The 24,861-nt window shown below is 59.0% G+C and carries 22 protein-coding genes, 1 tRNA gene and 1 pseudogene; 6 read left to right on the forward strand and 18 right to left on the reverse strand.

The genetic code is table 11. The features are described 5' to 3' along the window. Positions 1-218 precede the first annotated feature (218 nt). The 3 genes and pseudogenes from ACOI8A_RS14830 to ACOI8A_RS14840 all read left to right on the forward strand — a co-directional run bounded on the left by ACOI8A_RS14830 (position 219) and on the right by ACOI8A_RS14840 (position 1,156). Positions 219-574: pseudogene (locus ACOI8A_RS14830) on the forward strand (type II toxin-antitoxin system RelE/ParE family toxin). After that, entirely contained in the window at positions 567-887 is a 321-nt protein-coding gene (locus tag ACOI8A_RS14835; protein WP_420647229.1) for a helix-turn-helix domain-containing protein, read from the forward strand. The pseudogene ACOI8A_RS14830 and the gene ACOI8A_RS14835 overlap by 8 nt, the downstream one beginning before the upstream one ends. Positions 888-997: 110 nt before the next feature. After that, positions 998-1,156 (forward strand): YqaE/Pmp3 family membrane protein, encoded by a 159-nt coding sequence (locus ACOI8A_RS14840; protein ID WP_003228885.1) that lies wholly within the window; start codon positions 998-1,000, stop codon positions 1,154-1,156. 2 nt (positions 1,157-1,158) lie between these two features. Here the strand turns inward: ACOI8A_RS14840 and ACOI8A_RS14845 are convergent, their stop codons facing one another. The 17 genes from ACOI8A_RS14845 to rpsU all read right to left on the reverse strand — a co-directional run bounded on the left by ACOI8A_RS14845 (position 1,159) and on the right by rpsU (position 22,085). Next, on the reverse strand, positions 1,159-2,967 hold the full coding sequence (locus ACOI8A_RS14845; RefSeq protein ID WP_420647228.1) for a S9 family peptidase: 1,809 nt from the start codon (positions 2,965-2,967) through the stop codon (positions 1,159-1,161). After that, the gene (pqqE, locus tag ACOI8A_RS14850) at positions 2,933-4,069 is read right to left on the reverse strand and encodes a pyrroloquinoline quinone biosynthesis protein PqqE (protein WP_420647521.1); all 1,137 of its coding nucleotides are present in this window, start codon (positions 4,067-4,069) and stop codon (positions 2,933-2,935) included. The genes ACOI8A_RS14845 and pqqE overlap by 35 nt, the downstream gene beginning before the upstream one ends. Before the next feature lie 7 nt (positions 4,070-4,076). Further along, the gene (pqqD, locus tag ACOI8A_RS14855; RefSeq protein ID WP_420647227.1) at positions 4,077-4,352 is read right to left on the reverse strand and encodes a pyrroloquinoline quinone biosynthesis peptide chaperone PqqD; all 276 of its coding nucleotides are present in this window, start codon (positions 4,350-4,352) and stop codon (positions 4,077-4,079) included. After that, positions 4,349-5,101 (reverse strand): pyrroloquinoline-quinone synthase PqqC, encoded by a 753-nt coding sequence (gene pqqC / locus ACOI8A_RS14860; RefSeq protein WP_420647226.1) that lies wholly within the window; start codon positions 5,099-5,101, stop codon positions 4,349-4,351. Before pqqC ends, pqqD begins: the two co-directional genes overlap by 4 nt. Positions 5,102-5,210: 109 nt before the next feature. Beyond that, on the reverse strand, positions 5,211-6,122 hold the full coding sequence (pqqB, locus tag ACOI8A_RS14865) for a pyrroloquinoline quinone biosynthesis protein PqqB (RefSeq protein WP_420647225.1): 912 nt from the start codon (positions 6,120-6,122) through the stop codon (positions 5,211-5,213). An 80-nt stretch (positions 6,123-6,202) separates the two neighbouring features. Then, positions 6,203-6,277, reverse strand: coding sequence for a pyrroloquinoline quinone precursor peptide PqqA (gene pqqA / locus ACOI8A_RS14870; protein ID WP_003444522.1), 75 nt, complete (start codon positions 6,275-6,277; stop codon positions 6,203-6,205). 160 nt (positions 6,278-6,437) lie between these two features. Continuing rightward, complete coding sequence (pqqF, locus tag ACOI8A_RS14875) at positions 6,438-8,861, reverse strand: pyrroloquinoline quinone biosynthesis protein PqqF (RefSeq protein WP_420647224.1); 2,424 nt, start codon at positions 8,859-8,861, stop codon at positions 6,438-6,440. Between the two features lie 38 nt (positions 8,862-8,899). Then, complete coding sequence (locus ACOI8A_RS14880) at positions 8,900-9,694, reverse strand: carbon-nitrogen hydrolase family protein (protein ID WP_420647223.1); 795 nt, start codon at positions 9,692-9,694, stop codon at positions 8,900-8,902. 12 nt (positions 9,695-9,706) lie between these two features. Continuing rightward, positions 9,707-11,389, reverse strand: a complete 1,683-nt coding sequence (locus tag ACOI8A_RS14885) for a flavin monoamine oxidase family protein (protein WP_420647222.1) — start codon at positions 11,387-11,389, stop codon at positions 9,707-9,709. Positions 11,390-11,535: 146 nt separating this feature from the next. Then, the gene (locus tag ACOI8A_RS14890; RefSeq protein ID WP_420647221.1) at positions 11,536-11,997 is read right to left on the reverse strand and encodes an Lrp/AsnC family transcriptional regulator; all 462 of its coding nucleotides are present in this window, start codon (positions 11,995-11,997) and stop codon (positions 11,536-11,538) included. Positions 11,998-12,044: 47 nt separating this feature from the next. After that, on the reverse strand, positions 12,045-12,707 hold the full coding sequence (locus ACOI8A_RS14895) for an Abi family protein (protein WP_420647220.1): 663 nt from the start codon (positions 12,705-12,707) through the stop codon (positions 12,045-12,047). Beyond that, the gene (locus ACOI8A_RS14900; RefSeq protein WP_420657776.1) at positions 12,704-13,039 is read right to left on the reverse strand and encodes an Abi family protein; all 336 of its coding nucleotides are present in this window, start codon (positions 13,037-13,039) and stop codon (positions 12,704-12,706) included. Before ACOI8A_RS14900 ends, ACOI8A_RS14895 begins: the two co-directional genes overlap by 4 nt. Before the next feature lie 498 nt (positions 13,040-13,537). Further along, positions 13,538-13,614: transfer RNA gene (locus ACOI8A_RS14905), tRNA-Ile, on the reverse strand. A gap of 15 nt (positions 13,615-13,629) precedes the next feature. After that, entirely contained in the window at positions 13,630-17,376 is a 3,747-nt protein-coding gene (locus tag ACOI8A_RS14910; RefSeq protein WP_420647219.1) for a bifunctional diguanylate cyclase/phosphodiesterase, read from the reverse strand. A gap of 124 nt (positions 17,377-17,500) precedes the next feature. After that, positions 17,501-19,345: an RNA polymerase sigma factor RpoD gene (rpoD, locus tag ACOI8A_RS14915; protein WP_420647218.1), complete on the reverse strand. Its 1,845-nt coding sequence runs from the start codon at positions 19,343-19,345 to the stop codon at positions 17,501-17,503. Between the two features lie 67 nt (positions 19,346-19,412). Then, positions 19,413-21,386, reverse strand: a complete 1,974-nt coding sequence (gene dnaG / locus ACOI8A_RS14920; RefSeq protein WP_420647217.1) for a DNA primase — start codon at positions 21,384-21,386, stop codon at positions 19,413-19,415. A gap of 483 nt (positions 21,387-21,869) precedes the next feature. Then, on the reverse strand, positions 21,870-22,085 hold the full coding sequence (gene rpsU / locus ACOI8A_RS14925) for a 30S ribosomal protein S21 (protein ID WP_002551877.1): 216 nt from the start codon (positions 22,083-22,085) through the stop codon (positions 21,870-21,872). Between the two features lie 202 nt (positions 22,086-22,287). Between rpsU and tsaD the strand changes: the two genes are divergently transcribed. Further along, positions 22,288-23,313, forward strand: a complete 1,026-nt coding sequence (tsaD, locus tag ACOI8A_RS14930) for a tRNA (adenosine(37)-N6)-threonylcarbamoyltransferase complex transferase subunit TsaD (RefSeq protein WP_420647216.1) — start codon at positions 22,288-22,290, stop codon at positions 23,311-23,313. An 11-nt stretch (positions 23,314-23,324) separates the two neighbouring features. On the opposite strand, the gene plsY is transcribed toward tsaD, so the two are convergent. Beyond that, a complete protein-coding gene (gene plsY / locus ACOI8A_RS14935; protein WP_420647215.1) occupies positions 23,325-23,894 on the reverse strand; it encodes a glycerol-3-phosphate 1-O-acyltransferase PlsY in 570 nt (189 codons plus the stop codon). Positions 23,895-23,968: 74 nt separating this feature from the next. On the opposite strand from plsY, the gene folB reads away from it, so the two are divergent. Together folB and folK are read left to right on the forward strand one after the other, a co-directional pair. Continuing rightward, positions 23,969-24,325, forward strand: a complete 357-nt coding sequence (gene folB / locus ACOI8A_RS14940; RefSeq protein WP_420647214.1) for a dihydroneopterin aldolase — start codon at positions 23,969-23,971, stop codon at positions 24,323-24,325. Then, a complete protein-coding gene (gene folK / locus ACOI8A_RS14945; protein WP_420647213.1) occupies positions 24,316-24,831 on the forward strand; it encodes a 2-amino-4-hydroxy-6-hydroxymethyldihydropteridine diphosphokinase in 516 nt (171 codons plus the stop codon). The genes folB and folK overlap by 10 nt, the downstream gene beginning before the upstream one ends. Positions 24,832-24,861: the final 30 nt, after the last annotated feature.

Below are 24,861 nucleotides of genomic sequence, written 5' to 3' on the forward strand. Positions count from 1 at the left end.
CTCGCGGTAAAACGCACGCCCCATGCCTGATTATTTTGGTGTGGGGCGTTTTTTTGTGGCCGGGTTTTGCCAAAGCGTTTTAACGCTTGAGCGATTGCTGTGCCAATGCTCTTTTAAAAAGGAGTCGCAGGGAGTGCGGCTGCCAGCAAACCAATTTCGTTGAAAAACGGGTTTTGTAATCTGTACCACCAGGTGGTATGTTTTTGGAAGGGATACCGATGTCATTCAGGTTGTTCAAGACCAAGGGTTTCGCGATCAAGGCCGGCAGGGCATGGATTTCGGATGAGGAGCTGCTGGAGGCTTTTACTCAGATGCTCGATGGACAAGCAGACAACCTTGGTGGTGGTGTCTGGAAGAAACGCCTGAACTCCAATCGGCATCGTTCAATCGTTCTGGCAAAGGGCGGTCGCTACTGGATCTACCAAGTGCTGTTTGCCAAACAGATCAAAGCAATATCAGACCCGCGGAGTTAGCGGATCTGCGCAAGTTGGCGAAGGCGTATGCACAACTTACCGAAGGACAAATTGAGGGATTGCTGGCTATGAAGGAGTTTGTGGAGATATCTCATGAGTAAAAAATACAAAGGTGAAGTGTTTGAATCCGTACACGACTCAGCCAAGGCTCTGCTCGCGGTGGGTGCAATCAGCAAGGCGACGATGCGAGAGTTCGATGATTCATGTCTTGCAACGGTTCCTGACGCGATCCCGGCTGATCAGATCAAGGCGTTGCGAGAGCGCAATCACGTAAGTCAACCAGTGTTTGCGCGCTATCTGAATACCAGTGCCTCGACAGTCAAACAGTGGGAATCCGGGGACAAGCACCCCAGCGGCATGGCACTGAAACTGCTGAGCATTGTGCAAAAACACGGCCTGCAAATTCTCGCCTGAGCTGGCCGTGAGCTATTAAACCTGTAATTGGCACTGAACCCTGACCAACGGCGCGGGTCGATTAGCGTGTATGGCTCAAAGTGAGCCAACCCCCAATCAGGAGCTGCCCCATGGATTTTATCCGCATCATCATCGCCATTCTGTTGCCACCACTGGGTGTGTTTCTGCAAGTCGGGTTCGGCGGCGCGTTCTGGCTGAATATTCTGCTGACACTGTGCGGTTACATTCCGGGGATCGTGCACGCGGTTTACATCATCGCCAAACGCTGATTTCAGTCGGCCAGTCCCATTACTCGCCGATAGAACCGCCACTCATGTTCCAGCGCATGGGCTTGATTGGCGGCACGGCGGAAGCCGTGGCGTTCGTCGGGGTAGTAATGCGCTTCGACCGGGATGCCGTTGTATTCCAGGGCCGCGACCATGTCGCGGGTCTGTTGCGGGACGACCACGGCGTCCAACTCTCCCTGAAAGAACACCACTGGCACACGGATGTTGCTCGCATGCAGTAACGGCGTGCGTGCGGCATAGCGTTCGGCGTCGTGCTCCGGGTCGCCAATCAGCCAGTCCAGATAGTCGCCTTCGAATTTGTGCGTCGCACGGGCTAGCGCTACCGGGTCGCTCACACCGTACAGGCTAGCGCCTGCGCGGAACACTTGATGAAACGCCAGCGCACACAACGTGGTGTAACCGCCGGCACTGCCGCCGCGAATGAAGGCGCGTTCGCCATCGATCATCCCTTGATCAGCCAGATACGCCACAACCGCGCAGGCGTCTTCGACGTCCACTTCACCCCAACTCAAATACAAAGCCTGGCGGTATTCCCGGCCATAGCCACTGCTGCCGCGATAGTTGAGGTCGGCGACGGCGAAGCCGCGTTGCGTCCAGTACTGAATGCGCGGGTCGAGCATCGGGTAGCAAGCGGAAGTCGGACCGCCGTGGATGAATACCACCAATGGCGGTTTGGCTTCGCCGCTCATGGCTGGATAAAAAAAGCCGTGAGCCTCGCCCGAACCGCTGGGATAACACAGGGTTTGTGGGCGGCTGATGCGTCCGGCAGGCAGTGGCGCGACGCCGCCGGCCAGCACTTCCACGTCGTGTGTAGTGCGATCGATCGCAATGATTGCTGAAGGGCTGATCGGTGAAGCCGCGATGCAGTAGATGAATTGATCATCCGTGGCCAAGTGGCGGAAGCGGCTGTAATCGCCGGTGAAATCTTCGCCGCGCAAGGCCAGGCGACCGAAACCGCTTTCGCTCCAGGTCGCCAGATAACCGTCGCCCAATGGCAGCCAGGTGCAACCGCCCATTTGCCACGGCGCTGGCGCGTGATCCGCTTCGGCACTGGGTAATGCTGCGAAGCCATTTGCTGACTCGGCCCAGGGCTGCCAATAACCTGCGCGGTCGGTAAGGCAATACAGGCGTCCGTTTGCATCGAAGCGCGGTTGTTGAATCGACTCTTCACTTGTATCACCGGCCACGCAACGCGGTGCTGAGAAACCTTGCCCGCTACGCTCAGCGACCATCAATCGAGTCGACGTCCACGGCTGATGCGGCCGGCTCCACTCGATCCACGCCAGTCGCGTGCCATCTGGACTGATGATCGGCGAGCTATAAAAGTCCGCACCTTCGGCTAGCAGGTGACGTTTGCCATCAGCCAGATCAATCGCCACCAGCCGATGCTGATCGCCGTTTTCTTCGACCGCCAGAACCTGGCCATCAGCGCAATTCAGATCGCCATAACGGCAGTCGCCCGAGGTCAGCGCTTGCGGCGAACCCTCCAGCGTCTGCCGATAGATTTGCTGATCCGCCTCATTGACGAAAGCCACTCCGTCGGGCGTCAGACAAAACGCCCCACCGCCATATTCGTACACCCGACTGCGCGCACTGAAACCCGTTGGCGTCAGACAAACAGCCGCGCCATCGCGCCAATGCCAGATCCGGCACGCAGCATCCTCGGGCCGGTATTCATTCCAGAACAAACCGTGCGCGCCCAGCTGCAGTTCAGCAAAATCCACCCCGGCGGCAACCGCGGCAGTGGCGCTGAAAGGCTCAGCCTTTGGCGATGAGTCGTGAGTTTCGTTCATTACGAAAGGCCAGTTGTTCAATGGTCTGGGTAGCGTGCTCGGCTTCTTCGCGGGCCGCAAGGATCACTCCGTGATGTTCGGACTTGCTGCACACCGGGTCAGCATTGCTGGCGTCGCCGGTCAGCATGAAGGCCTGGCAGCGGCAGCCGCCGAAATCCTGTTCCTTTTCGTCGCATGAGCGGCATGGCTCGGGCATCCAGTCGTAACCGCGAAAGCGGTTGAAGCCGAACGAGTCGTACCAGATGTGCTGCATGCTGTGATCGCGCACGTTGGGAAATTGTACCGGCAGCTGTCGGGCGCCATGACAGGGCAGGGCGGTGCCATCCGGCGTGACCGTCAGAAAAATACTGCCCCAGCCGTTCATGCAGGCTTTCGGGCGTTCTTCGTAGTAATCCGGGGTGACGAATATCAGCTTGCACGGATGCCCTTCGGCTTCCAGTTTGGCGCGGTATTCGTTGGTGATGCGTTCGGCGCGCACCAGTTGTTCCTTGGTCGGCAACAGGCCGACACGATTGAGCTGCGCCCAGCCGTAGAACTGGCACGTCGCGAGTTCGACAAAGTCGGCCTCCAGCGCAATGCACAGCTCGATAATGCGGTCGATCTTGTCGATGTTGTGCCGATGGGTGACGAAGTTCAGCACCATCGGATAGCCGTGGGCTTTCACCGCGCGGGCCATTTCCAGCTTCTGCGCGAAGGCTTTTTTCGAGCCGGCGAGCAGGTTGTTCACTTGTTCATCGCTGGCCTGAAAGCTGATCTGGATGTGATCCAGCCCAGCCTTCTTGAAATCGCTGATTTTCTGCTCGGTCAGACCGATGCCGGAAGTGATCAGGTTGGTATAGAAACCCAGTTTTCGTGCTTCGAAAATCAGTTCGGCCAGATCCTGGCGCACCAGCGGTTCGCCCCCGGAGAAACCCAGTTGCGCCGCGCCCATTTCCCGCGCTTCAGTGAATACCTTGATCCACTGCTCGGTGCTCAGCTCTTTGCCCTGCTCGGCGAAATCCAGCGGATTGGAACAGTACGGGCATTGCAGCGGGCAGCGATACGTCAGCTCGGCGAGCAGCCAAAGCGGCAAGCCGATTTCTGGTTTGGGCGGTACTTGCACCGATGACTCAGGCAAGTTCGATCCAGTGCTGCGCACGGGCAACCTCCATGAATTGCTCGATGTCGTCACCGAGTTCTGGCACGCCGGGGAACTGCCGATCGAGTTCGCCGATGATCGCCGCGACATTACGCTCGCCGTCGATCAGACCGCCGATCAGCGCGGCGCTGTCATTGAGTTTGATCATGCCTTCCGGGTAGAGCAGCACGTGGCCTTTTTGCGCCGGTTCGTACTGGAAACGGTAGCCGGGACGCCAGGTCGGGATCTTGCTGCGATCGAAACTCATAAGATGATTCCTTTATGCCAGACCCGTTGCTCGGTGACGCTGTGATACGGCGGGCGTTTCAGTTCGTAGGCCATGCTCATGGCATCGAGCATGCTCCAAAGGATGTCGAGTTTGAACTGGAGAATTTCCAGCATGCGCTCCTGACCTTCTCGAGTTTTGTAATGTTCGAGCGTGATCGCCAGACCATGCTCGACATCGCGCCGCGCCTGACCGAGACGGGTGCGGAAATATTCATAACCGGTCGGGTCAATCCACGGGTAATGCTGCGGCCAACTGTCGAGGCGCGACTGGTGGATCTGCGGCGCGAACAGTTCGGTCAGCGAGCTGCTGGCAGCCTCTTGCCAACTGGCGCGGCGTGCGAAGTTAACGTAGGCATCTACCGCGAAACGCACGCCGGGCAGCACCAATTCCTGCGAGCGCAGTTGATCTGGATCGAGACCGACCGCCTGGCCGAGACGCAGCCAGGCTTCGATGCCGCCGTCTTCACCGGGGGCGCCATCGTGGTCGAGCAGGCGCTGAATCCACTCGCGGCGGATCTCGCGATCCGGGCAGTTGGCGAGAATCGCCGCGTCTTTCAGCGGGATATTCACTTGATAGTAGAAGCGGTTGGCGACCCAGCCCTGAATCTGCTCGCGGCTGGCCCGGCCCTCATACATTGCCACGTGATACGGGTGATGGATGTGGTAGAAGGCGCCCTTGGCGCGCAGGGCCGCTTCGAATTCGGCGGGGGACAGCGGGGTGTCGGTCATTGCGGTTCTCCGGGGAACAACCGTTGGATTCTGTGGTGTCTGGTCGGACGCCATCGCTGGCAAGCCAGCTCCCACAAGGATTGTTGGTGTTCACAAAACCTGTGGTCAGCTACAACACAATACTCATGCCGTCATACGCCACTTCAACATTGCGCTTCACCAGCTCCGCACGCTCTGGCGAATCTTCGTCGAGGATCGGGTTGGTGTTGTTGATGTGGATAAGCACTTTGCGTTGCTCGGGAAGCTGTTCCAGCACTTCGAGCATGCCGCCGGGGCCGTTCTGCGCCAGATGGCCCATCTCACGACCGGTGCGCGTACCGACACCACGCCGTTGCATTTCATCGTCATCCCACATCGTGCCGTCCACCAGCAGACAGTCGCTGGCGGCCATGATTTCCAGCAGCGGCGCGTCGACCTTGCCTAACCCAGGGGCATAGAACAGTTTGCCGCCGGTTTTCAGGTCTTCGACGATCAGGCCGATGTTGTCGCCCGGATGCGGGTCGAAGCGGTGCGGCGAATACGGCGGCGCAGCGCTGCGCAACGGCAGCGGGGTGAAGCGCAGGTTCGGGCACGCGGCGACGCTGAAGCTCTGGTCGAGCTCGATGCGGTTCCAGTCCAGCCCGCCGTTCCAGTGCTTGAGCATGTTGAACAGCGGGAAACCGGTACTCAGGTCTTCGTGAACCATGTCCGTGCACCAGACCTGATGCGGGCAGCCTTCGCGCAGGCTGAGCAGGCCGGTGGTGTGGTCGATCTGGCTGTCCATCAGGATGATCGCGCTGATGCCGGTGTCGCGCAGTGCCCGGCCCGGTTGCATCGGGGCGAAGCTCTGTAGCTGCGCGCGGATGTCCGGCGAGGCGTTGCACAACACCCAGTTCACGCCGTCATCGGAAATCGCGATGGACGATTGGGTGCGGGCCTGGGCATTCAGGCTGCCGTCGCGAAAACCGGCGCAGTTGACGCAGTTGCAGTTCCACTGCGGAAAACCACCGCCGGCGGCCGAACCCAGAATCTGGACGAACATGTGCGCTCCATCATTTCAACGCTGAAAATAAAACGCCCCGGCGAGCCGAGGCGTTGCACTGCAATTCTGCAAAGCAGAAATCAGCGGCTGGCGAAGTACATGGTGACTTCGAAGCCGATACGCAGGTCGGTGTAAGCAGGTTTGGTCCAAGCCATCAGGTGACTCCTTCTTCAAGGTGGGTGGGATAGCGCTATCCATAGGTATAGTCCACGGCAGCGCAGGGATGTTCAAAATGGTTAGGTGGCTATGTTACTCAAAATTTCAGTGGCTTTGCCCATGAATCTTTGAGAAAGCTCGTTGCAGGCGCGGTAATGATCATTTTGGCGCTTGCCATGGTGTGCCTGGCGAAGAGCTGGTGGCGAGGCAGAGCCAGCCGCCATCGGCGCGGATCAGGCGTTGTACAGCGCTGAGCAATGCAGGAGGTTCCAGTTGCTTTATCGCTGTGACCAGCGAAGGCAGGTAATCCGACGAGTGGCCGGCAAGTTTGGCCTGCCAGTGCAATTCGGCGGCGTCTTTATTGGACAGGGCGCCGTCGTCGAATTGGGTGGTCAGCGCCTGGCGGTGTTGGTTGAAGCTGAGGTCGTCGAGGTTGTCGATCAGCGATGGCAGCTCGTTGATGAATTTGTCCATGTGTCCGAGCAACTCCGCAGGTGTGGTGCTCGGCGACTGCACACCGAATATCAGTCCCGTCTGGCCGTAAATCTGCCGCAATCCGCTGAACACCGCGTAGCCCAATTGCAACTCAACGCGCAGGCGCTGGTAGAACGGTGTCTGAAATAGATGAGCAAGCAGGCGCCATGCGGCTTCGTCCGTGATCTCGCGGCTGGCGGTTGGGCAGAACAGCAGTAGCGCGTGTTCGCTGGAGGAGGCCGTCTCAATGTGGCGCCACAGGTGCGGCCCGTTGATCGCGGGCAGCGGTGGCAACAGGTTGTCTGGTACGCCGGGAATGCGACTCAGCGCCAGCCCCATCGCTGACTGGGTTTGCGGGCTGAGGCCGAGGGCGAGGCCATCCCAGCGGGAAGTTGTCCACAGGTGTGTGGCGTCGTCGGAGCATTCGCTGGCTGGTAAGCATTGATCCGGCAATGCCTTGAGCAGTTGTCGGATCGGCATCAGCGGGATTTCTGGCTCGGCGTGCACAGAATCGGCATCAGCATGCGTCAGACTTTTCAGCGCATGCTCGAGGACGCTGGGCATCGGCTCTTGCAAACCGCTCAGCTTCAGCAGCCATTGATTGCCCGTGAGGCTGAGAGACAATTCGACCCCGGCCTGACGCGCATCCTCACTGACCTCACGCAGATTGCGTTGCAGAGTCGCTTGCAGCTCAGTCGTAGCCGCCGACTCGAGCTGCCAGCGCAGATACACCGCGCCTTCAACGCCATTATCCGGCAACGCCTGGCTGAACTGCATTGGCGAACGTTCACGACGGTTGCGCGATCGATCCTGAGCAAAGGTGCGCAGGCCTCGGTGGACGCTGGTTTGCCCACGAATCAGCCCGGCGTTAGCCAGCGGTTCGTCGGAGCGCAGGAACGGGTTGGCGGCGGGCAGACGCCAATGGGCGCTGAAGTTATCCACAGTGCCGAAGTCGCGGAGGATGTGCTTCATGGCTGCAACGCCTGTTTCGGTCAGAGCGCTTGCGCATTGTTCGAACCGCGCCAATGGCAGCGCGCCGCTGACTTGCTGCTGACAGGCGAGCAGAGCTGCATGTTCTTTACGCAGCGGCGTCCAGTCTTGCTGAGCGGCGAAGAAGCTCAGCCAATCGAGCAGATGTTCACGCAGGGCCTCGGCTGCCTCGGGTGCCGAAGTGAACTCCAGATGCACCAACGCCTGCCCGTCAAACTGATACAACGGCGTGGCTTTCAAACCGTCAGCCAGCTTCCGTTGCCGCAAGTGCGCCATCAGGCCACCAGGTTTTGCGCTGTTCAACCAGTGACAAAGAAACCCCAGCGCCTCGGCAGACGACTCCGGCAACGCTTCGAAGGCAAACAGCCAGTCAACCCGACGCTCGGCGACCTGTTGATAACTTTTCGCCGCTGCGTCCATCAACGGCAGCGCAGGCTGTTGCGCCAACTTATCCCCAACCGGCAGCGCAGCGGCAAACTGCTCCGCCAAGTCGCGCAGTTCTTCCAGACTCTGCGGCCCCGCCAGACTCAACGTCATTTGCCCGGTGCGATAAAACTGCTGATGAAAATCCTTCAGCGCCTGCTGAAATTCCGCGTCCTGCACCGCCAGGCTGTCTCGATTCCCCGCATGAAAACCGCGCAACGGATGCGCCGCGCTCAAACCGTCATACAACGCAAACTGTTGCTGCGCCGCCATATCCTGCGACCACGCGACGAACTCCGCGTGCAGCACTTCACGTTCACGCAACTGATCGTCGAGATTCATACGTGGATGCGCGAGCATGTCTGACAGACGCTGCAACCCGCCGCTGAAGGACGCTGGCGGCAGTTCGAAAAAGAAATCAGTGGTGCGCTCGCGAGTGCTGGCATTCACCTGCCCGCCGTGACCTTGCACGTAGGCCATCAGCGCCTCATCTGCAGGAAAACGCTCAGTGCCGAGAAACAGCAAATGCTCAAGGAAATGCGCCAGCCCCGGCCACGCCAACGGCACGTCATGGCTACCGGCAGCCACCCGTAATGCAGCCGCGCTGCGCTTCAGACTCGGGACATGACGCAGGGTCACGCGCAAGCCGTTGGCCAGGGTTTCAGTGTGGGGGCGAGAGGGGGTCGGCGCAGGCATGGGCACTTCCAGAACAGTGAAGTGCCAATGCTAGCGGATTAGCGCTGGTTGAGCGCGGCGTAAAGTTCGGGGCGACGGTCGTGCAGGTAGCGATTGGCCGCGCGCGAGTCGAGCATCAACTGGCGATCCAGTTCACCTACGATCAACGCTTCATCAAGTCCAGCCTGAGCGATGCGGCTGCCATCCGGCGCAGCGATGCTGCTTTGTCCGCAGTACTGAATATCGCCTTCGTGTCCGCAGTAGTTGGCGTAGGCCACGTAGCACTGGTTTTCGAAAGCGCGCGAACGCACGGTGACATCGGCGACGAAATCGAACGGAATCATGTTCGCCGTCGGCACCAGAATCAGCTCGGCGCCGGCCAGTGCCAGACGCCGGGTGTTCTCCGGGAACTCCATGTCGTAGCAAATCAGAAAGCCGATTTTCCAGCTGTTGAGTTCAACGATGGGCAAATCGTTTTCACCGGCGCTGAACATCGAACGGTCAAGATCGCCGAACAGGTGCGTCTTGCGGTAGTTGCACAGCCGTTCGCCGTGGGCGTCGATCAACTGCACGGCGTTGTAGATCTGTCCGTCGGCGGTCCTTTCCGGATAACCGTAAGCGATCGCCAGACCGGCAGCCTTGGCGATCCGGCCGATTTGCTGCGCCCATTCACCGTTGTAGACCTCGGCCAAAGTACCGACCGCTTCTGTGCCGATGTTGTAGCCGGTAAGGAACATTTCCGGCAGCACCAACAGATCGGCGCCCTTGGCCTCCATCGCCAATTGGTGCAAGCGTTGCAGGTTGGCGGCGGGCTCCAGTGGCAGCGGAGGACATTGGTAAAGGGCTACACGCATCGGGGATTCCTCTTACTCAGGCAGGGCGATAGGGCCGATGTCTTTGAACACATCGCCCGGGCCCGGGTTCGCTTTATGTGTCGACCCGCCGAAATGCTTCATGATCCCCCACACCGCGTTGAGCGAAGTCTGCACCGCGCCTTCGACCCATGCCGGTGTCCACGAAACGTCGTCGCCGGCGATGAAAATCCCGCGCTGCTCGGCTGGCATCTCGTCCTGCATGAAGTGCGCGTACATGCGCTGGTTGTAGCGATAGTGGCCGGGCAGGGCGCCTTTGAAGGCACCGAGGAAGTGCGGATCGGCCTCCCACGAGACGGTGATCGGGTCGCCGATGATCCGTGCCGCGATGTCGACTTTCGGATAGATCTTCTTCAGCGCGTTCAACGCCAGCTCCACGCGTTTTTCCACCGGATGCGGAAGCATTTTCAGCGCATCGCTCATCCACGAGTAAGACAGGCAGATCACGCCCGGTTTGTCGTCGCCATTGTCGAACAGGTAAGTGCCGCGGGTCAGGCGATCAGTGAGGGTCATGCTCATCAGGTCGCGGCCGGTTTCCGGATCCTTGTCCTTCCAGAACGGCCGGTCGACCATCACGAAGGTCTTCGACGACTGCATATAACGGGTGCGGTCGAGGGCCATCCACATCTTTTGCGAGAACAGGGTTTCGTCGCATTCGATCTGGGTGGTCAGCAGCCAGCTCTGGCACGTGGTCAGCACGGCGGCGTATTCACGGGTGTCACCATTGTTGTCGGTAACGGCGAAACGTCCGTCGGGCGCGTGGGCGATTTTCTTTACCCCGGAACGCGGCGCGCCACGGTGCAGCGACTTGAGGCTGGTGCCTTCTGGCCAATGTACGCAGCGCTCCGGCACGTGACGCCAGATGCCTTGCGGGACTTGTTCGACGCCGCCGACCACCAAGTGCTGGTGATCGTCGCAGTTGGTCATCACCACGCGGAAGATTTCCAGCATCGAGTTGGGGAAGTCCGAATCCCAGCCGCCGGTACCGAAACCGACCTGGCCAAACACTTCGCGATGATGGAACGACAGCTTGGCGAAGGCTTCGGAGGTCGCAACGAAGTCGTAGAAAGTGCGGTCGTCCCACAGCGGAACGAGGGTGTTCCACAGCTCTTTCAGGCGTGGCACATCGCGGTCGCGGATCGCTTGCTGGATGTCGGCAAATTGCGATCCGGCTTCCAGTGCGTCGGCCCAGGCGTCAGCCACTTCCTGGAACAGTGCAGGAAGATCCGCCAGTTTCTGTGCGTAATGGGTTTTGCCTTCCAGATCGATCACGGTGCTACCCGACGCCGGCGTCAACGGGTTGGGGAAGGGCTTGGTCTCGAGACCGAGCTTGTCGACGTAGTGATAGAACGCGGTAGAGGACACCGGAAAGCGCATGCCGCCGAGCTCAGCGACAATGCCATCGGTGCCGTTGAAGGCTTGGGAGCGCAGGCGACCGCCAAGCTTCGATGCTTCGTAAACCACAGGCTTCAAGCCAAGTTTCATCAGCTCATAAGCTGCCACCAGACCGGCAATGCCCGCGCCGACAATCGCCACTTCGGCGCCATGGTTGTGCTCAGGAATGCTGCCGAGACCGGCCGGGTGTTCAATCCAGTCGTCAAACCCGAAAGGGAAATCCGGTCCGAAAATGGTGACCGGTTTTTTACCGTCTGCAGGATGGCGATTATTCTTGTTCATGGCTGACCTTGCTGGCGACCCGACGCGGAATGCGCGTCTGAGTACAGGAAAAGATGCCAGCCATTCTAGGGAGCGTAGAACACGTTAATAAGACGCAATGTGTCGTCTATTTGTCGGTTTGCGCTGCAATTTGACGATCGATCTGGTCAGACTGGCTGTCCGCGATCAATTTTGCTGCTGAGGATGATCGAGGTAGTGGTCTTCTCCACCCCATCAACGGTGCCGATCTGATCCAGCAGTTGATCCAGTTGCTCCGGCGAATCGGTGCGCAACCACGCCACATAATCAAACTCGCCACTCACCGCACACAGCTGCTGCACCTGCGCCATCGCACTGAGCCGGCGCAGCACTTCCTTGCCGGAGCGCGGCTGCACCTTGATCCCGACGTACGCCTGCAACCCGCCATCGACCACCCGCTGACCGAGACGCACGCCATAACCAGTGATGACTTTGGCTTTTTCCAGACGTGCCAGCCGCGAGGTGACAGTGGTGCGAGCGATCCCCAACTGCCGCGCCAGCATCGCCACGCTCTCGCGGGCATTGATCTGCAAAGCTGCGATCAACTGGCGGTCGATTTCATCAAGCGCGGGTGGACGGATGTCGGGCAAGGGAGCGGCTCCATGGGGGCGGATCAATGGAGCTGCATGTTACAGGCTCAATCGCAATGCCAGAACGGGTCTTGGAGCCAATCCTTCGGAAACCCCATTGCACGCTGATCTACCTCGGGAAACTCGCGTGTCAATTCATGCAATCGGAAATCCCAACGGGTGTGCCGGCTTACTTGGCGCGTCAAATGATTGAGTATGCAAAGCACGGGGAAAATCCTCGGATGATGGCCATCCTGAACCAGTGCTGCTGGCCATGCGAATGAGGGCTTCCTGGGTAGCTCCGGCCGGATCCCCAGTTCGCGATTCCACAATCTTGCGTGGTGAGCGCATATGTTTCGGATGGTGGTCAGTGTATGCATCCATGACAGCAGCAGTGGCGCAGGCAATCCTAGACGTCGAGCGATAGCTTTTTTATCAGCATCTCGGGAAAGCCCTTTGAAGAGATGTGATAAATCCCCCAAGGTAAGTTCTTCGAGCATGGCCCATCCGGGCATCAGAGAGGGTTTGTCGTAGTTGACTGGATAGTGACGCGCATAGCTTTCTCTGGCGCGCTGACGCTTTAGTTGGCTCTTGCGCTGCTCGCCGGTTTGTAATCGGTCGATTCGTTGACAATCCTTTTCATAATCGCGCTTGGCCGCAAGCTGTTTGGCATTGATGGTTTCCAACAGTCGGGCGTGATCATAGGTGTGCTGAAAGAGTTGAGCATTCACATACCAGTGCCCCCATGGAGAGGCCCCATATGATTGCTGATCAAGGAGCGAACGGCCACTTCGACACGTTCGATTGCATCCATGACAAGCAATCGTAATCGACGGTCAAAATCGTAGAGTCTCGTTAGATCTCTGAAACCGGCACCTTGGCGAAAAGGGTGATCGTGATCCTCCGTCTGCTGGAAAGTGCGCATATAGGGAGTGAGACGAAAGTAGCTCACGACCTGTAGAAAGCAGTGGGCTCTAGCTTCGTCCTGTATCCGCAATCCTCGTTGCTTGAGCAATACGATTTGCGCAGGGATGTCGATGACCGGCTTCTGAAAAACTCTCATGCCCTAAAATCTCCGGGCAAAAAAAACCCGCTCAATTTGTGCTTAGCTGCTGACGCAACCATAGGCATGGCGGGTATGTTGCGGGCAAGACTAGGTACAACCGCCCTGTTTTTCAAGTTTTTTGCTAAGCGGTGGATAGGCGGAAATACCTGACTTCTCATGGAGGGTTTGCGGTCTGGTTTATTCGAGTGGCTGGAAAGCGGAAACCAGGATCCGGCGCGTTCGAAAGCGTTCTACGCGCAGCCGCCATAACAAGATTGCAACCGCTGCGGGTCTCCGGGCTCACTGGTTTCCAAGGCTGACCGCTGATATGCAGCGACCTATGGAGAATATCCCGCTAAAGAAAACGCCAACAAGACGCTAAAGCCTTCCAACACACAGCTTCAGAATTTGCCTACAGCCATCGCAGCAATCTTCCGAACATTGCGCTCGCCAACACCGGAACGGACAAACAATCAGGCAAAAAAAACCGCGCATGTGCGCGGTTTTTTCATTGTTTGGTGGGCCCACACGGATTTGAACCGTGGACCAAAGGATTATGAGTCCTCTGCTCTAACCAACTGAGCTATAGGCCCTCAGTAGGCCGCGGATTATAGCGATGGTTTCTCGGCTGTGCTATCCGAATAATCCGATACTGTAATGCGCAGAAACGTTGCGGCGAATTCTTCGGGGGGCAGGGGCAGGCTGACGATGTAGCCCTGGATCTGTTCGCAGCCTTCGGCGGCGAGGAATTGTTGCTGTGCCTGAGTCTCCACACCCTCGGCAATCACGGTGAATTGCATGCTCCGGCCCAAGGCGATGATGGCGCGCACAATTGCCGCGTCGTGTGGGTCGTCCGGTAATCCGCGGACGAAAGACTGGTCGATCTTGAGGATGTCCAGCGGCAGGCGTTTGAGGTAACTGAGTGAAGAATAGCCAGTGCCAAAGTCGTCGATCGCCAGTTGCACACCGAGGTGTTTGAGCTGATGCAGCACCGCCAGCGCCTCTTCGGCCTGGCTCATGATGAAGTTTTCGGTAATTTCCAGTTGCAGTAAATCCGGCCGCAGGCGGTTGTCCTTGAGCAGTTGCTCGATGCGCCCGAGCAGATTCGGCTGGCGCAGTTGCGCACCGGCGAGGTTTACCGAGAGCGGGCCGAGGGGTTCGTAGACCTGGCCCCACTCGAACATTTGCCGACACGCAGTTTCGAGCACCCAATCGCCGATCTGCAGGATCATGCCGTTCTCTTCGGCGAGCGGGATAAAGTGCTCCGGCGGTACATCGCCGAAGGTCGGGTGACGCCAGCGAATCAACGCTTCGGCACCGACCAGGCTGTGGTCATCGAGACTGATTTTCGGTTGGTAATAGAGAAATAGCTCGTCGCGTTCGATGGCCCGGCGCAGTTCGTGCTCCAGCGCCACGCGTTCGCTGGCCTGGGCGGTGAGGTCGCGGGTGTAGCTCTCGACCCGGTTGCGGCCTTTGGCTTTGGAGCGGTACATCGCCGCGTCGGCATTTTTCACCAGCGTGGCGACGTCACAGCCGTCGCGCGGATACAGGCTGGTGCCGATACTCGCGCTGATAAAGAACTCGTGCTCACCCGCCTGGAACGGCGCGCCGAAGCAGTTCAGCAGTTTGGTGGCGATGTTGTCAGCGTCGCTGGCCTGCTGCAAACCGGGCAGCAGGATGATGAACTCGTCGCCGCCCAATCGTGCGACGGTATCGATGTCGCGCAACTGCTCTTTGAGGCGTACGGCGATGCCTTTGAGCAGCAGGTCGCCGACCGGGTGGCCGAGGCTGTCATTGATGTGTTTGAAACGGTCGAGATCAAGGAACAACACGGCGCCCTGACCACCATTTTCCTGCTGGCTGTTCAGCGCCATCTGCAAACGGCTTTCGAACAACGTGCGGTTCGGCAGGCCAGTCAGTGGGTCGTGATGGGCCTGATAGTCGAGTTTGGCCTGCGCATGTTTGAGGCTGGAGATATCGGCAAATACCGCGACGAAGTGGGTGATGAATTTGTCGCGGTTGCGCACCGCGCTGATGGTCAGCCAGCTCGGGTACAGCTCGCCGTTCTTGCGCCGGTTGGAAATCTCGCCTTGCCAGTGACCTTCGTCGGTCAGTTGATGCCACATCGCTGCGTAGAAGGCGCTGTCGTGCAGTCCAGAGGCGAGCAAGCGCGGGGTGTGGCCGAGTGCTTCGCTTTCGCTGTAGCCGGTGATTTCAGTGAACGCGCGATTGACCGCGCTGATGTGTTGTTGCGTGTCGGTGATCAACACGCCCTCGGCAGTGCTTTCAAAAACGGTTGCGGCCTGTTGCAGTTTTTCCTGCATCAAGTGCCGTTCGGTGATGTCGCGGGCGATGGTCAGCATGCAGTCTTCATCGCCGATCGGCAGCGGCCGCGCAGACACCTCGCACAGGCGAATCTGCCCGTCGCTGCGGCGAATGTGGCAGGTGAAGTCGCGCACGAAACCGTCGCGGTGCAGCAGGTCGAGCATCTGTTTGCGCTCATTGAGATTTACCCAGATCCCTAGGTCCAGCGCCGAGCGATCCACCGACATGGCGCTGTTGAAGCCGGTAATGCGGCTAAACCCTTCATTGACCTCCAGCAGCAGCCCATCGCGCTGGCGCGACAGCAGCAAACCGTCGGGCGAGGCGTGGAACGCCTTGGCGAACTTCTCCTCGGAGGTTTGCAACTGCTGCTGGGTTTCCTTGAGCGGCGTGATGTCGCGCACCACCACTACTAGCGCCGGCGTAGTGTCGAGGTCGAACGGCTCGGCGGAGATCAGCCCGGTGAACAACTGGCCATTGTTGCGGCGAAAGGGCATCTCCAGATTGCGGATGCTGCCAGCCTGCAAGCGCTGCAACAGCCCTGGACCGACGCCGGGAATGCCCCAGATATTCAGATTGGTGGCGGTCTCGCCGATTACATCCTCGGCTTTGAGGCCGATCTGTTCTTCGAAGGCCTTGTTGACCTCCAGCAGACAACCGTCGGACAGCCGCGCGATCACCAGAATGTCCGGGCACTGCTGGAACACCGAGGCGAACTTCTGTTCGGACAAGCGCAGGGCTTCCTCGGTGCGCTTGGTTTCGCTGATGTCGATCATCAGGCCGCGCATCACCGGCTCGTGACCATGCTCGATCAGGCTGACGATGTCGCGCACCCACAGGCAGCGGCCATCGGCGGTGATCACGCGGTAATCGAGGCTGTGGTCGCGCCCGGCCAAGACTTCGTGATCGCAGAAACTCTGGGCGCGTGTCAGATCCGCCGGGTGAATGATGTTGCGCCAGAAGCCCGGGATCAGCCAATGCGACAGTGGATATCCGAGCAGCTCTTCGGCATGCGGCGACACATAGCTGTAGGTGAAATCGCTGATGCGCGCTTCCCAGGCAATGGCCGATAGGCTCTCCACCAGCCCGCGATAGTGGTATTCGCTGCTGCGCAGTTCCTGTTCGAGGTCGATGCGCCGGGCGATTTCCGAACTCAGGCGCCGGTTGATGCGGATTACCACCGCCAGGATGATCATCAGCAGCAACAGTCCTGGCAAGCCGTATACCAACAGATCCGACCAGAAAGTTCGATGATCGAGGACGTTGCCCACCCAGTGTTCCTGAATGCTGCTGATTTCCTCCGGCGACATGTCGGCCAGAACTTTGTCGAGAATCCCCACCAACATCTTGTTCTCGCGTGGCACGCCCATCGCCAGTTGATAGCGATATGGGGTTTCGCCGCTGACATACAGCCCATCGAGCTTGAGCTGGCGCAGGCTCCAGACGCTGGAGGCCAGATCGCCGACCACTGCATCGACTTCGTCGGTGGCCAGCGCCTGCAACGCCGAGCTGACATTGGGCATGGCCACCAGATTCAGGTCGGGATGGTGGGTGTGCAGCAGTTCATGTGGCGCGTAGTTCTCGACCACGGCGATCTTCAGGCCGTAGAGGTCTTCGATCTTGCGCGGTTGCGGTCCACCGACATGGGCGAGGATGACAATCGGGAAATCCAGATAAGGGCGAGTAAAGGACAAGTAGTTCTGGCGTTCAGGCGTGGACATGATTCCCGGAAGCAGGTCGATCTGGCCCTTCTTGACCTGTTCCAGCACCACCGTCCAGCTTACCGGTTCTATTGGCGTGAGCTTGATCGCCAGGCGCTGGCGAATCACGTCGATATAGTCCGCCGCCAAACCCTGATAGCGGTTCTGGTCGTCGCGAAACTCGAAGGGCGGCCACGATGCGTCGACACCCAGGCGCAAGTCCGGGTGGGCCGTCAGCCAGCTACGTTCTTCGTCGGTCAGAGTCAGCGCGCCAGCCGTTGCGGTCCAGGTCATCAGCGACAGCAAAAAAAGCACGGTCGGCAGTCTGGGCATAACGGTCTCGTTATGGCTCGGGGGAATGTTTCGAGTGTAGACGGGGTATGCGCGGGGAGGGGGTTGCGAGGGATTTAATCTGCCACATAAACAAAACCCCCGGCCTGGGCCGGGGGTTCTGGTATCACTCGTCGAGGAAGGAGCGCAGATGCTCGCTTCGCGTCGGGTGGCGCAGCTTGCGCAGCGCCTTGGCTTCGATCTGACGGATCCGCTCACGCGTTACGTCAAACTGTTTGCCCACTTCTTCGAGTGTGTGGTCGGTGTTCATGTCGATACCGAAGCGCATGCGCAGTACCTTGGCTTCACGGGCAGTGAGGCCGGACAGTACGTCGCGAGTCGCTTCTTTGAGGCTCTCGACAGTGGCGACATCGATTGGCGACTGCATGGTCGAGTCTTCGATGAAGTCACCCAGATGGGAGTCTTCGTCATCACCGATTGGCGTTTCCATGGAGATCGGTTCTTTAGCGATCTTCAATACCTTGCGGATCTTGTCCTCAGGCATTTCCATGCGTTCGCCCAGCTCTTCCGGGGTCGGTTCGCGACCCATTTCCTGCAGCATCTGCCGGGAAATGCGGTTGAGCTTGTTGATCGTCTCGATCATGTGCACCGGAATACGGATGGTGCGGGCCTGGTCGGCGATCGAGCGAGTGATCGCCTGACGGATCCACCAGGTGGCATAAGTCGAGAACTTGTAACCACGACGGTATTCGAACTTGTCTACCGCTTTCATCAAGCCAATGTTGCCTTCCTGGATCAGATCGAGGAATTGCAGGCCACGGTTGGTGTACTTCTTGGCGATCGAGATCACCAGACGCAAGTTGGCTTCAACCATCTCTTTCTTCGCGCGGCGGGCCTTGGCCTCGCCGATCGACATGCGACGGTTGATGTCCTTGATTTCAGCGATGGTCAAACCGGTTTCGGTTTGCAGCGCGATCAGCTTTTGCTGGCAACGAACGATGTCCGGTTGCACACGACCAATGGCTTCGGCGTATTTGCTCTTGCCTTTGGCCAGGCCGTCGGACCAGCTTTCGTCGACTTCGTTGCCCGGGAACTGGCGCAGGAAATCAGTACGCGGCATACGTGCATCACGTACACACAGCTGCATGATCGCGCGCTCTTGCTGACGCAGACGATCCAAGGCACTGCGAACACGCTCGACCAGGCCTTCGAATTGCTTCGGCACCAGTTTGATCGGCATGAACAGTTCGGCCAGCAGCGCCAACTCGGCAGTCGTTGCCTTGTTGTTGCGACCGTTCTTCTTCAGCGCCTTGCGGGCAACTTCCATCTGATCGGCGACAGCGCCAAAGCGCTGTGCAGCGATAACCGGGTCCGGACCGCTTTCGGCTTCTTCTTCGTCATCGGAAGATTCGGCGTCGTCCTCTTCGGTGTCGTCGTCGGCCTTCGCGGCTTTCGCCTCGACTGGCGGCGGCACTTCAGCAGGCGGCGCAATACCGTCGTCCGGGTCGATATAACCGCTCAGGACGTCAGAGAGGCGGCCACCTTCGGTGGTTACGCGGGTGTACTCGGAGAGTATGTGGTCAACCGTGCCTGGGAAGTGCGCAATTGCGCCCATCACTTCACGGATGCCCTCTTCGATACGCTTGGCGATTTCGATTTCGCCTTCGCGTGTCAGAAGCTCGACCGTACCCATTTCACGCATATACATGCGCACAGGGTCAGTGGTACGACCGATATCGGTCTCCACTGCTGCCAACGCGGCTGCTGCTTCTTCCGCAGCGGCCTCGTCGGTGTCGGCGTCGGCCAGCATAAGGGAATCCTTATCTGGCGCAGCCTCGAATACGTTGATCCCCATGTCGTTAATCATGCGGATGATGTCTTCCACCTGTTCCGGATCTGAAATATCCTCCGGCAGGTGGTCATTGACCTCTGCGTAAGTCAGGTAACCCTGCTCACGACCTAATGTGATCAACTCTTTGATACGAGACTGCTGTTGCGCTTTTCCGGACATAACACCCTATCCACTGAAGGTCTTGGCGGGCAAAAAACAAGCCGAGGATTATACCTGAGCTATGACCTCACGCGCCAGTTGAGGTCGGGTTTGATGCGGAAACACTATTTTTTAAAAGGTCGCGCATCTGATTTGCTATCTGCATTTTTTGTTCCGCGGTCAATCCTGGGTCGTTCGCCTTTCTGATGAGATCGTCCAGGGTTTGTGTGTGTTGGCCAGCAGATAACCTAGTAATGGTGTCTAAAAACTGTTGTTCAAGGTTATTGCCGTCAATCAGCCATTCCTTTTCCGCTAGCGCCTTGAGCAGGCGTCCTTGATCGGTACCGTGCCAGCGTGCCATCAGCTGAATTGAGTTTAGCTTAGGATTTTTCTGTAACGCCTCGATCAGCGCCACCAGCAACTGCGCGTAGGTGTTGGCCTCGTTCGCAAAGTGATTGGCGCTGTCCACCCTGGCCGCCATGTGTGGGTGGTGAATCAGAGTGCGAATCGCCGTGAACATTGGGGCTTCAACGCCGATCTTGGTGCGAGGAGGATGTTGCTGGTCGCCCCCGCGCTTACCGTTTTTGTCCCAGGGCTTCTTGTCCCATTTCTTGCCGCCGGCGCCGGGTTTCTTTGGCGTCCATTCCTGCTGCGGCGCGTACATGTCTTGCGCCTGCGGCTGATGGTAGTCGCTGTAATCCGGCATTGCGTCGTAATCGATGCCCGGATCGTAAGCGGGCGGCGCATGCTGTGGCGCGCTCTGGGCCAGCTGACTGACGGTTTCACTGCTCAATCCAGTGATCTCGGTCAGGCGCTGGCGCATCAGAATACGCAGGTTGGCGCCGGGCACCTTGTCGATCAGCGGTGCTGCCAGCGTCGCCATGTGCGCCTTGCCTTCGAGCGAGCGCGGGTCGGCTTCTTCGGTCAATTGCTGGAAGAAATAATCTGCCAGCGGCTGCGCATGCTGGTTGATCCGCGCACGGAATGCGTCGGTGCCCTCGGAGCGCACCAGTGTGTCCGGATCTTCGCCTTCGGGCAGAAACAGAAAGCGCGCACGGCGCCCGTCCTGCAGGCTCGGCAGTGTTGCCTCCAGCGCGCGCCAGGCGGCGTTGCGGCCCGCTTGGTCGCCGTCGAAGCAAAACAATACGTTCGGCACTACGCGGAACAGGCGTTTCAGGTGTTCTTCGCTGGTAGCGGTACCCAGTGTTGCGACGGCATTGCGCAAACCTTGCTGCGCGAGGGCGATAACGTCCATATAACCTTCGACGACAATGATTTCGTCGAGGTTGCGATTGTTTTTGCGTGCTTCATAGAGGCCATAGAGTTCCTGGCCTTTATGGAATACCGGAGTTTCCGGCGAGTTCAGGTACTTCGGCTTGTCGTCGCCGAGGACGCGTCCACCGAAGGCAATGATCCGGCCCCGGGAATCGCGGATCGGGAACATCACGCGATCGCGAAAGCGGTCATAGCGTTTGCCGGTTTCGGCGTTTTCGATCAGCAGGCCGGCGTCGATCATGGCTTTCTGCTGCAAGGTGTCGCTGCTCAGGTGCTTGAACAGATTGTCCCAGCCCGGCGGAGCGAAACCGAGACCGAAATCCCGCGCGATCTCGCCGGTCAGGCCGCGACCTTTCAAATAATCCACAGCAGCTTTGCGTGACGGATGGCTCTTGAGCGCCTGTCGGTAAAAATCAGCGGCCGCGGTCAGTAACGGGTACAGCGGCGAATCAGTCGGCTGTCGCGGTTTGTGCGCGCGACCACTTTCTTCGCGCGGAATCTCCATGCCGGCAGCTTTCGCCAGATCTTCGATTGCCTGAGGGAAATCCAGGTTGTCGTGATCCATGAGAAAGCCGAGGGCGTTGCCGCCCGCGCCGCAGCCGAAGCAGTAATAGAACTGCTTGTCGGGGCTGACGCTGAACGATGGAGTTTTCTCTTTGTGAAACGGGCAGCAGGCGGTGTAGTTCTTGCCGGCTTTTTTCAGCTGCACACGCGAGCTGACCACGTCGACGATGTCGGTGCGGTTCAGAAGGTCGTCAATGAAGCTCTGGGGAATTAGCCCGGCCATGGCGTTCTCGTCGTCTGCGCTGCAATAAGTCCGATGCGAAAGGCGAGCGGACACGGTAGCTTGCGTGAAGCGCGCAAAAGCTGCGGCTCGACCGGTGTCGGTTGCGTAATCGCTGTCGGGAAGTGTATCTGCCGAAAATCCACTGACGTTAATGCCGATCAGTTTTCGACTGTTTGAAAGTATTGCGCTGAATCCGCTGTTGGCCAGTGTGTGGCCCCGGATAGCTCATAAAGCGGGCACGCAAAAAGGTGCCTTGGGCTGATCGTCGTAAGAGGAATCAGTGGGTGTGCTCGTCAGTAGCCTTGAAAGACTCGTCAGAAAAGACGTGCACCGCTGGCAAAAAAGCCAGGTCTGACGTGGTGAAGCAGATTTGTCTCGGTCGCGTGTGCGGCGTCGACGATGAAGCATCAAGCGATATCCGCAAATGCCAATAGCCCGGCTGAGGGCCGGGCTTGGCAGAAGCTTGCTACGATCGTCTGTGTATTAGTACAGACGAACGGCGCGGCGCTGTTCGCGCTGAACTTTCTTGGCGTGACGCTTAACAGCGGCTGCTGCTTTACGCTTACGCTCAGAAGTTGGCTTCTCGTAAAATTCGCGGCTACGAACTTCAGCCAGTACACCGGCTTTTTCGCAGGAGCGCTTGAAACGACGCAGAGCTACGTCGAAGGGTTCGTTCTCTTTAACTTTGACGGCTGGCATCCAGAGCTACCTTCTTTCATTACCGGGATCAACGTTCTCGTCGCAAAAAATTCGCGGCTGAGGTCGTCGGTTTTTAAGGGTTGCGGATGTTAACCCCTCATTGGCCGGAATGCAAAGCCTCTGATCGAAAACCGCTGGTCGGGGCACCACTCGAGGACTATTATGCGCGCCTTCGAAGTCAGCCTAAACAAGGCGCAAACCCATGCTAGTACTGGGATTAGAAACCTCCTGCGACGAAACCGGTGTCGCTTTATACGATAGTGAGCGCGGTCTGCTGGCCGATGCACTATTCAGCCAGATCGACCTGCATCGCGCCTATGGTGGCGTGGTGCCGGAGCTGGCCTCGCGAGATCACGTCAAGCGCATGTTGCCCTTGATCCGGCAGGTGCTGGCCGAGGCCGACTGCGTGCCGACCGAGATCGACGCCATCGCCTACACCGCGGGTCCTGGCCTGGTTGGCGCGCTGCTGGTGGGTGCTTCCTGCGCTCAAGCGCTGGCGTTTGCCTGGGGCATTCCAGCGCTCGGCGTGCATCACATGGAAGGCCATTTGCTCGCGCCCATGCTCGAGCCAAAACCGCCGGAATTTCCGTTCGTCGCTTTGTTGGTCTCCGGCGGTCATACACAGCTGGTGCAGGTCGATGGCATCGGCCAATACACCTTGCTTGGCGAGACGCTGGATGACGCGGCGGGCGAAGCATTCGACAAGACCGCGAAGATGATGGGCCTCAATTATCCGGGCGGGCCGGAAATCGCCAAGCTGGCGGAGCAGGGCGTTGCAGGACGATTTACCTTCCCGCGTCCGATGTGCGACCGCCCGGGTCTGGAATTCAGCTTCAGTGGCCTGAAAACCTCTGCGCTCAATACCTGGCAGCAATGCGTCAGCGCCGGGGACGACGGCGAGCAAGCCCGTTGCGACATCGCTCTGGCGTTCCAGCAGGCCGTGGTGGAGACTTTGACCATCAAGTGCAAGCGTGCCCTCAAGCAGGCTGGCATGAAGCGTCTGGTGATCGCTGGCGGCGTCAGCGCCAACAAGGCACTGCGGGTTTCGCTGGAAAAAATGCTCGGCGGCATGCACGGCGAGGTGTTTTACGCCCGTCCGGAGTTCTGCACCGACAATGGCGCGATGATCGCGTTTGCCGGTTGCCAGCGCTTGCAGGCCGGTCAGCAGGAGAGTCTGGCGATCAGCGTGCAGGCGCGCTGGCCGATGGAGCAGTTATCGCCGTTGTGATCGGCGGGTTTTTAAAAATGCCGTTCGCGCCCGGCAAACAGGTCGCGTAGATTGCCGCGGTGGCGCCAGACGATCAGCAGCGTGAGCGCGCTCATCGGCAACAGCGCCGCAGGCTCCTGCCACGCAAATAGCGGCAGGGTCAGTGGCGTAGCGATGAGTGCTGCCAGCGAGCTGGTGCGGGTCAGGTAAAACGTCAGCAGCCAGACGCACACGGCGAGCAGCGCGGCGGGTGGATACAGGCCCAGCAGCATGCCGGCCGCCGTGGCGACGCCTTTGCCACCGCGAAAGCGGAAGTACAACGGGAACAGGTGACCGATCACGGCGCACACGCCGATCCACGCCTGATCCTGCAGCGACAGGCCGATTGCCGAAGCGAGCAGCACCGGCAGCAGGCCTTTGCACAGATCACCGAGCAGGGTCAGGATGGCGAGTTTGCGGCCGACCAGGCGCAGCATGTTGGTAGCGCCGGCATTGCCCGAGCCACTCATTCGCGGATCCGGGTTTCCGGTCAGGCGGCTGAGCAAAATGGCGAAGGACAGCGAGCCGAGCAGGTAGGCGAGAATCGCCAGTAACCAAAACATGCTAACTATTCCGGGCGAGGACGCCCTGATTCTAACGGCGCATCGCGCCCTTGTCGTGCAACGGAGAAAAAGGCTTGGACAGAGTGTTTATCGAGGGCCTGGAAGTCGACACCGTGATCGGTGCCTACGACTGGGAACGCGGCATCCGACAGTGCCTGCGTCTTGATCTGAGCTTCGCCTGGGATAATCGCCCGGCCGCAGCCGGTGACGACCTGACCCTGGCGCTCGACTACGCCAGTGTATCCGCACGGATTCAGGCCTTTGCCGAGCAGGCGCAGTTTCAACTGGTCGAGACGTTCGCCGAGCGCCTGGTTGAAGCGCTGATGAGCGAATTCAAGATCACTTGGGTGCGGCTCAAGCTGACCAAGCCTGGTGCAGTACCTGCCGCCAAGGGTGGTGTGGGCGTGGAGATCGAGCGCGGATGTCGCTGACTCAGGTCTATCTCGGGCTCGGTAGCAATATCGAGCGCGAAACTCATTTGCGGGCAGGTCTTGATGCATTGGCGACGTTTCTGGTGGATATCCGCTGTTCGGCGGTATTCGAGAGTCAGCCAGTGGGGATCAAGAGCGGTCCGTTCTTCAACTTCGTGGTGTCGGCGTTTACCGACCTGCCGTTGATGGAACTGGATCGCCGCTTGAAATTCATTGAGGCGGATAACGGGCGTTATGCGCCGGATCGCAAGGGTTTGCCGCTGGATATCGATGTACTGCTGTATGGCGATCTGGCGGGCAACTTCGACGGATTGCTCCTGCCGCGTGCAGAAATTCTGAAGAACGCCTTTGTGCTGTGGCCGTTGTCGCTGATTGCGCCGGATCGAGTACACCCGGGCGTGGGAAAAAGCTTCGCAACGTTGTGGGCCGAAGCGCAGATCGATCAGGTGCTGGCGCCGGTAGCGTTCGAGTGGCGCGGCGAGCAATTGACCCCGGCAAACATTTAAAACAACAGCTCGCAGCCTGCGAGCTTTTGA

Source organism: Pseudomonas sp. P4795, from assembly GCF_048822895.1.
Lineage (GTDB): Bacteria > Pseudomonadota > Gammaproteobacteria > Pseudomonadales > Pseudomonadaceae > Aquipseudomonas.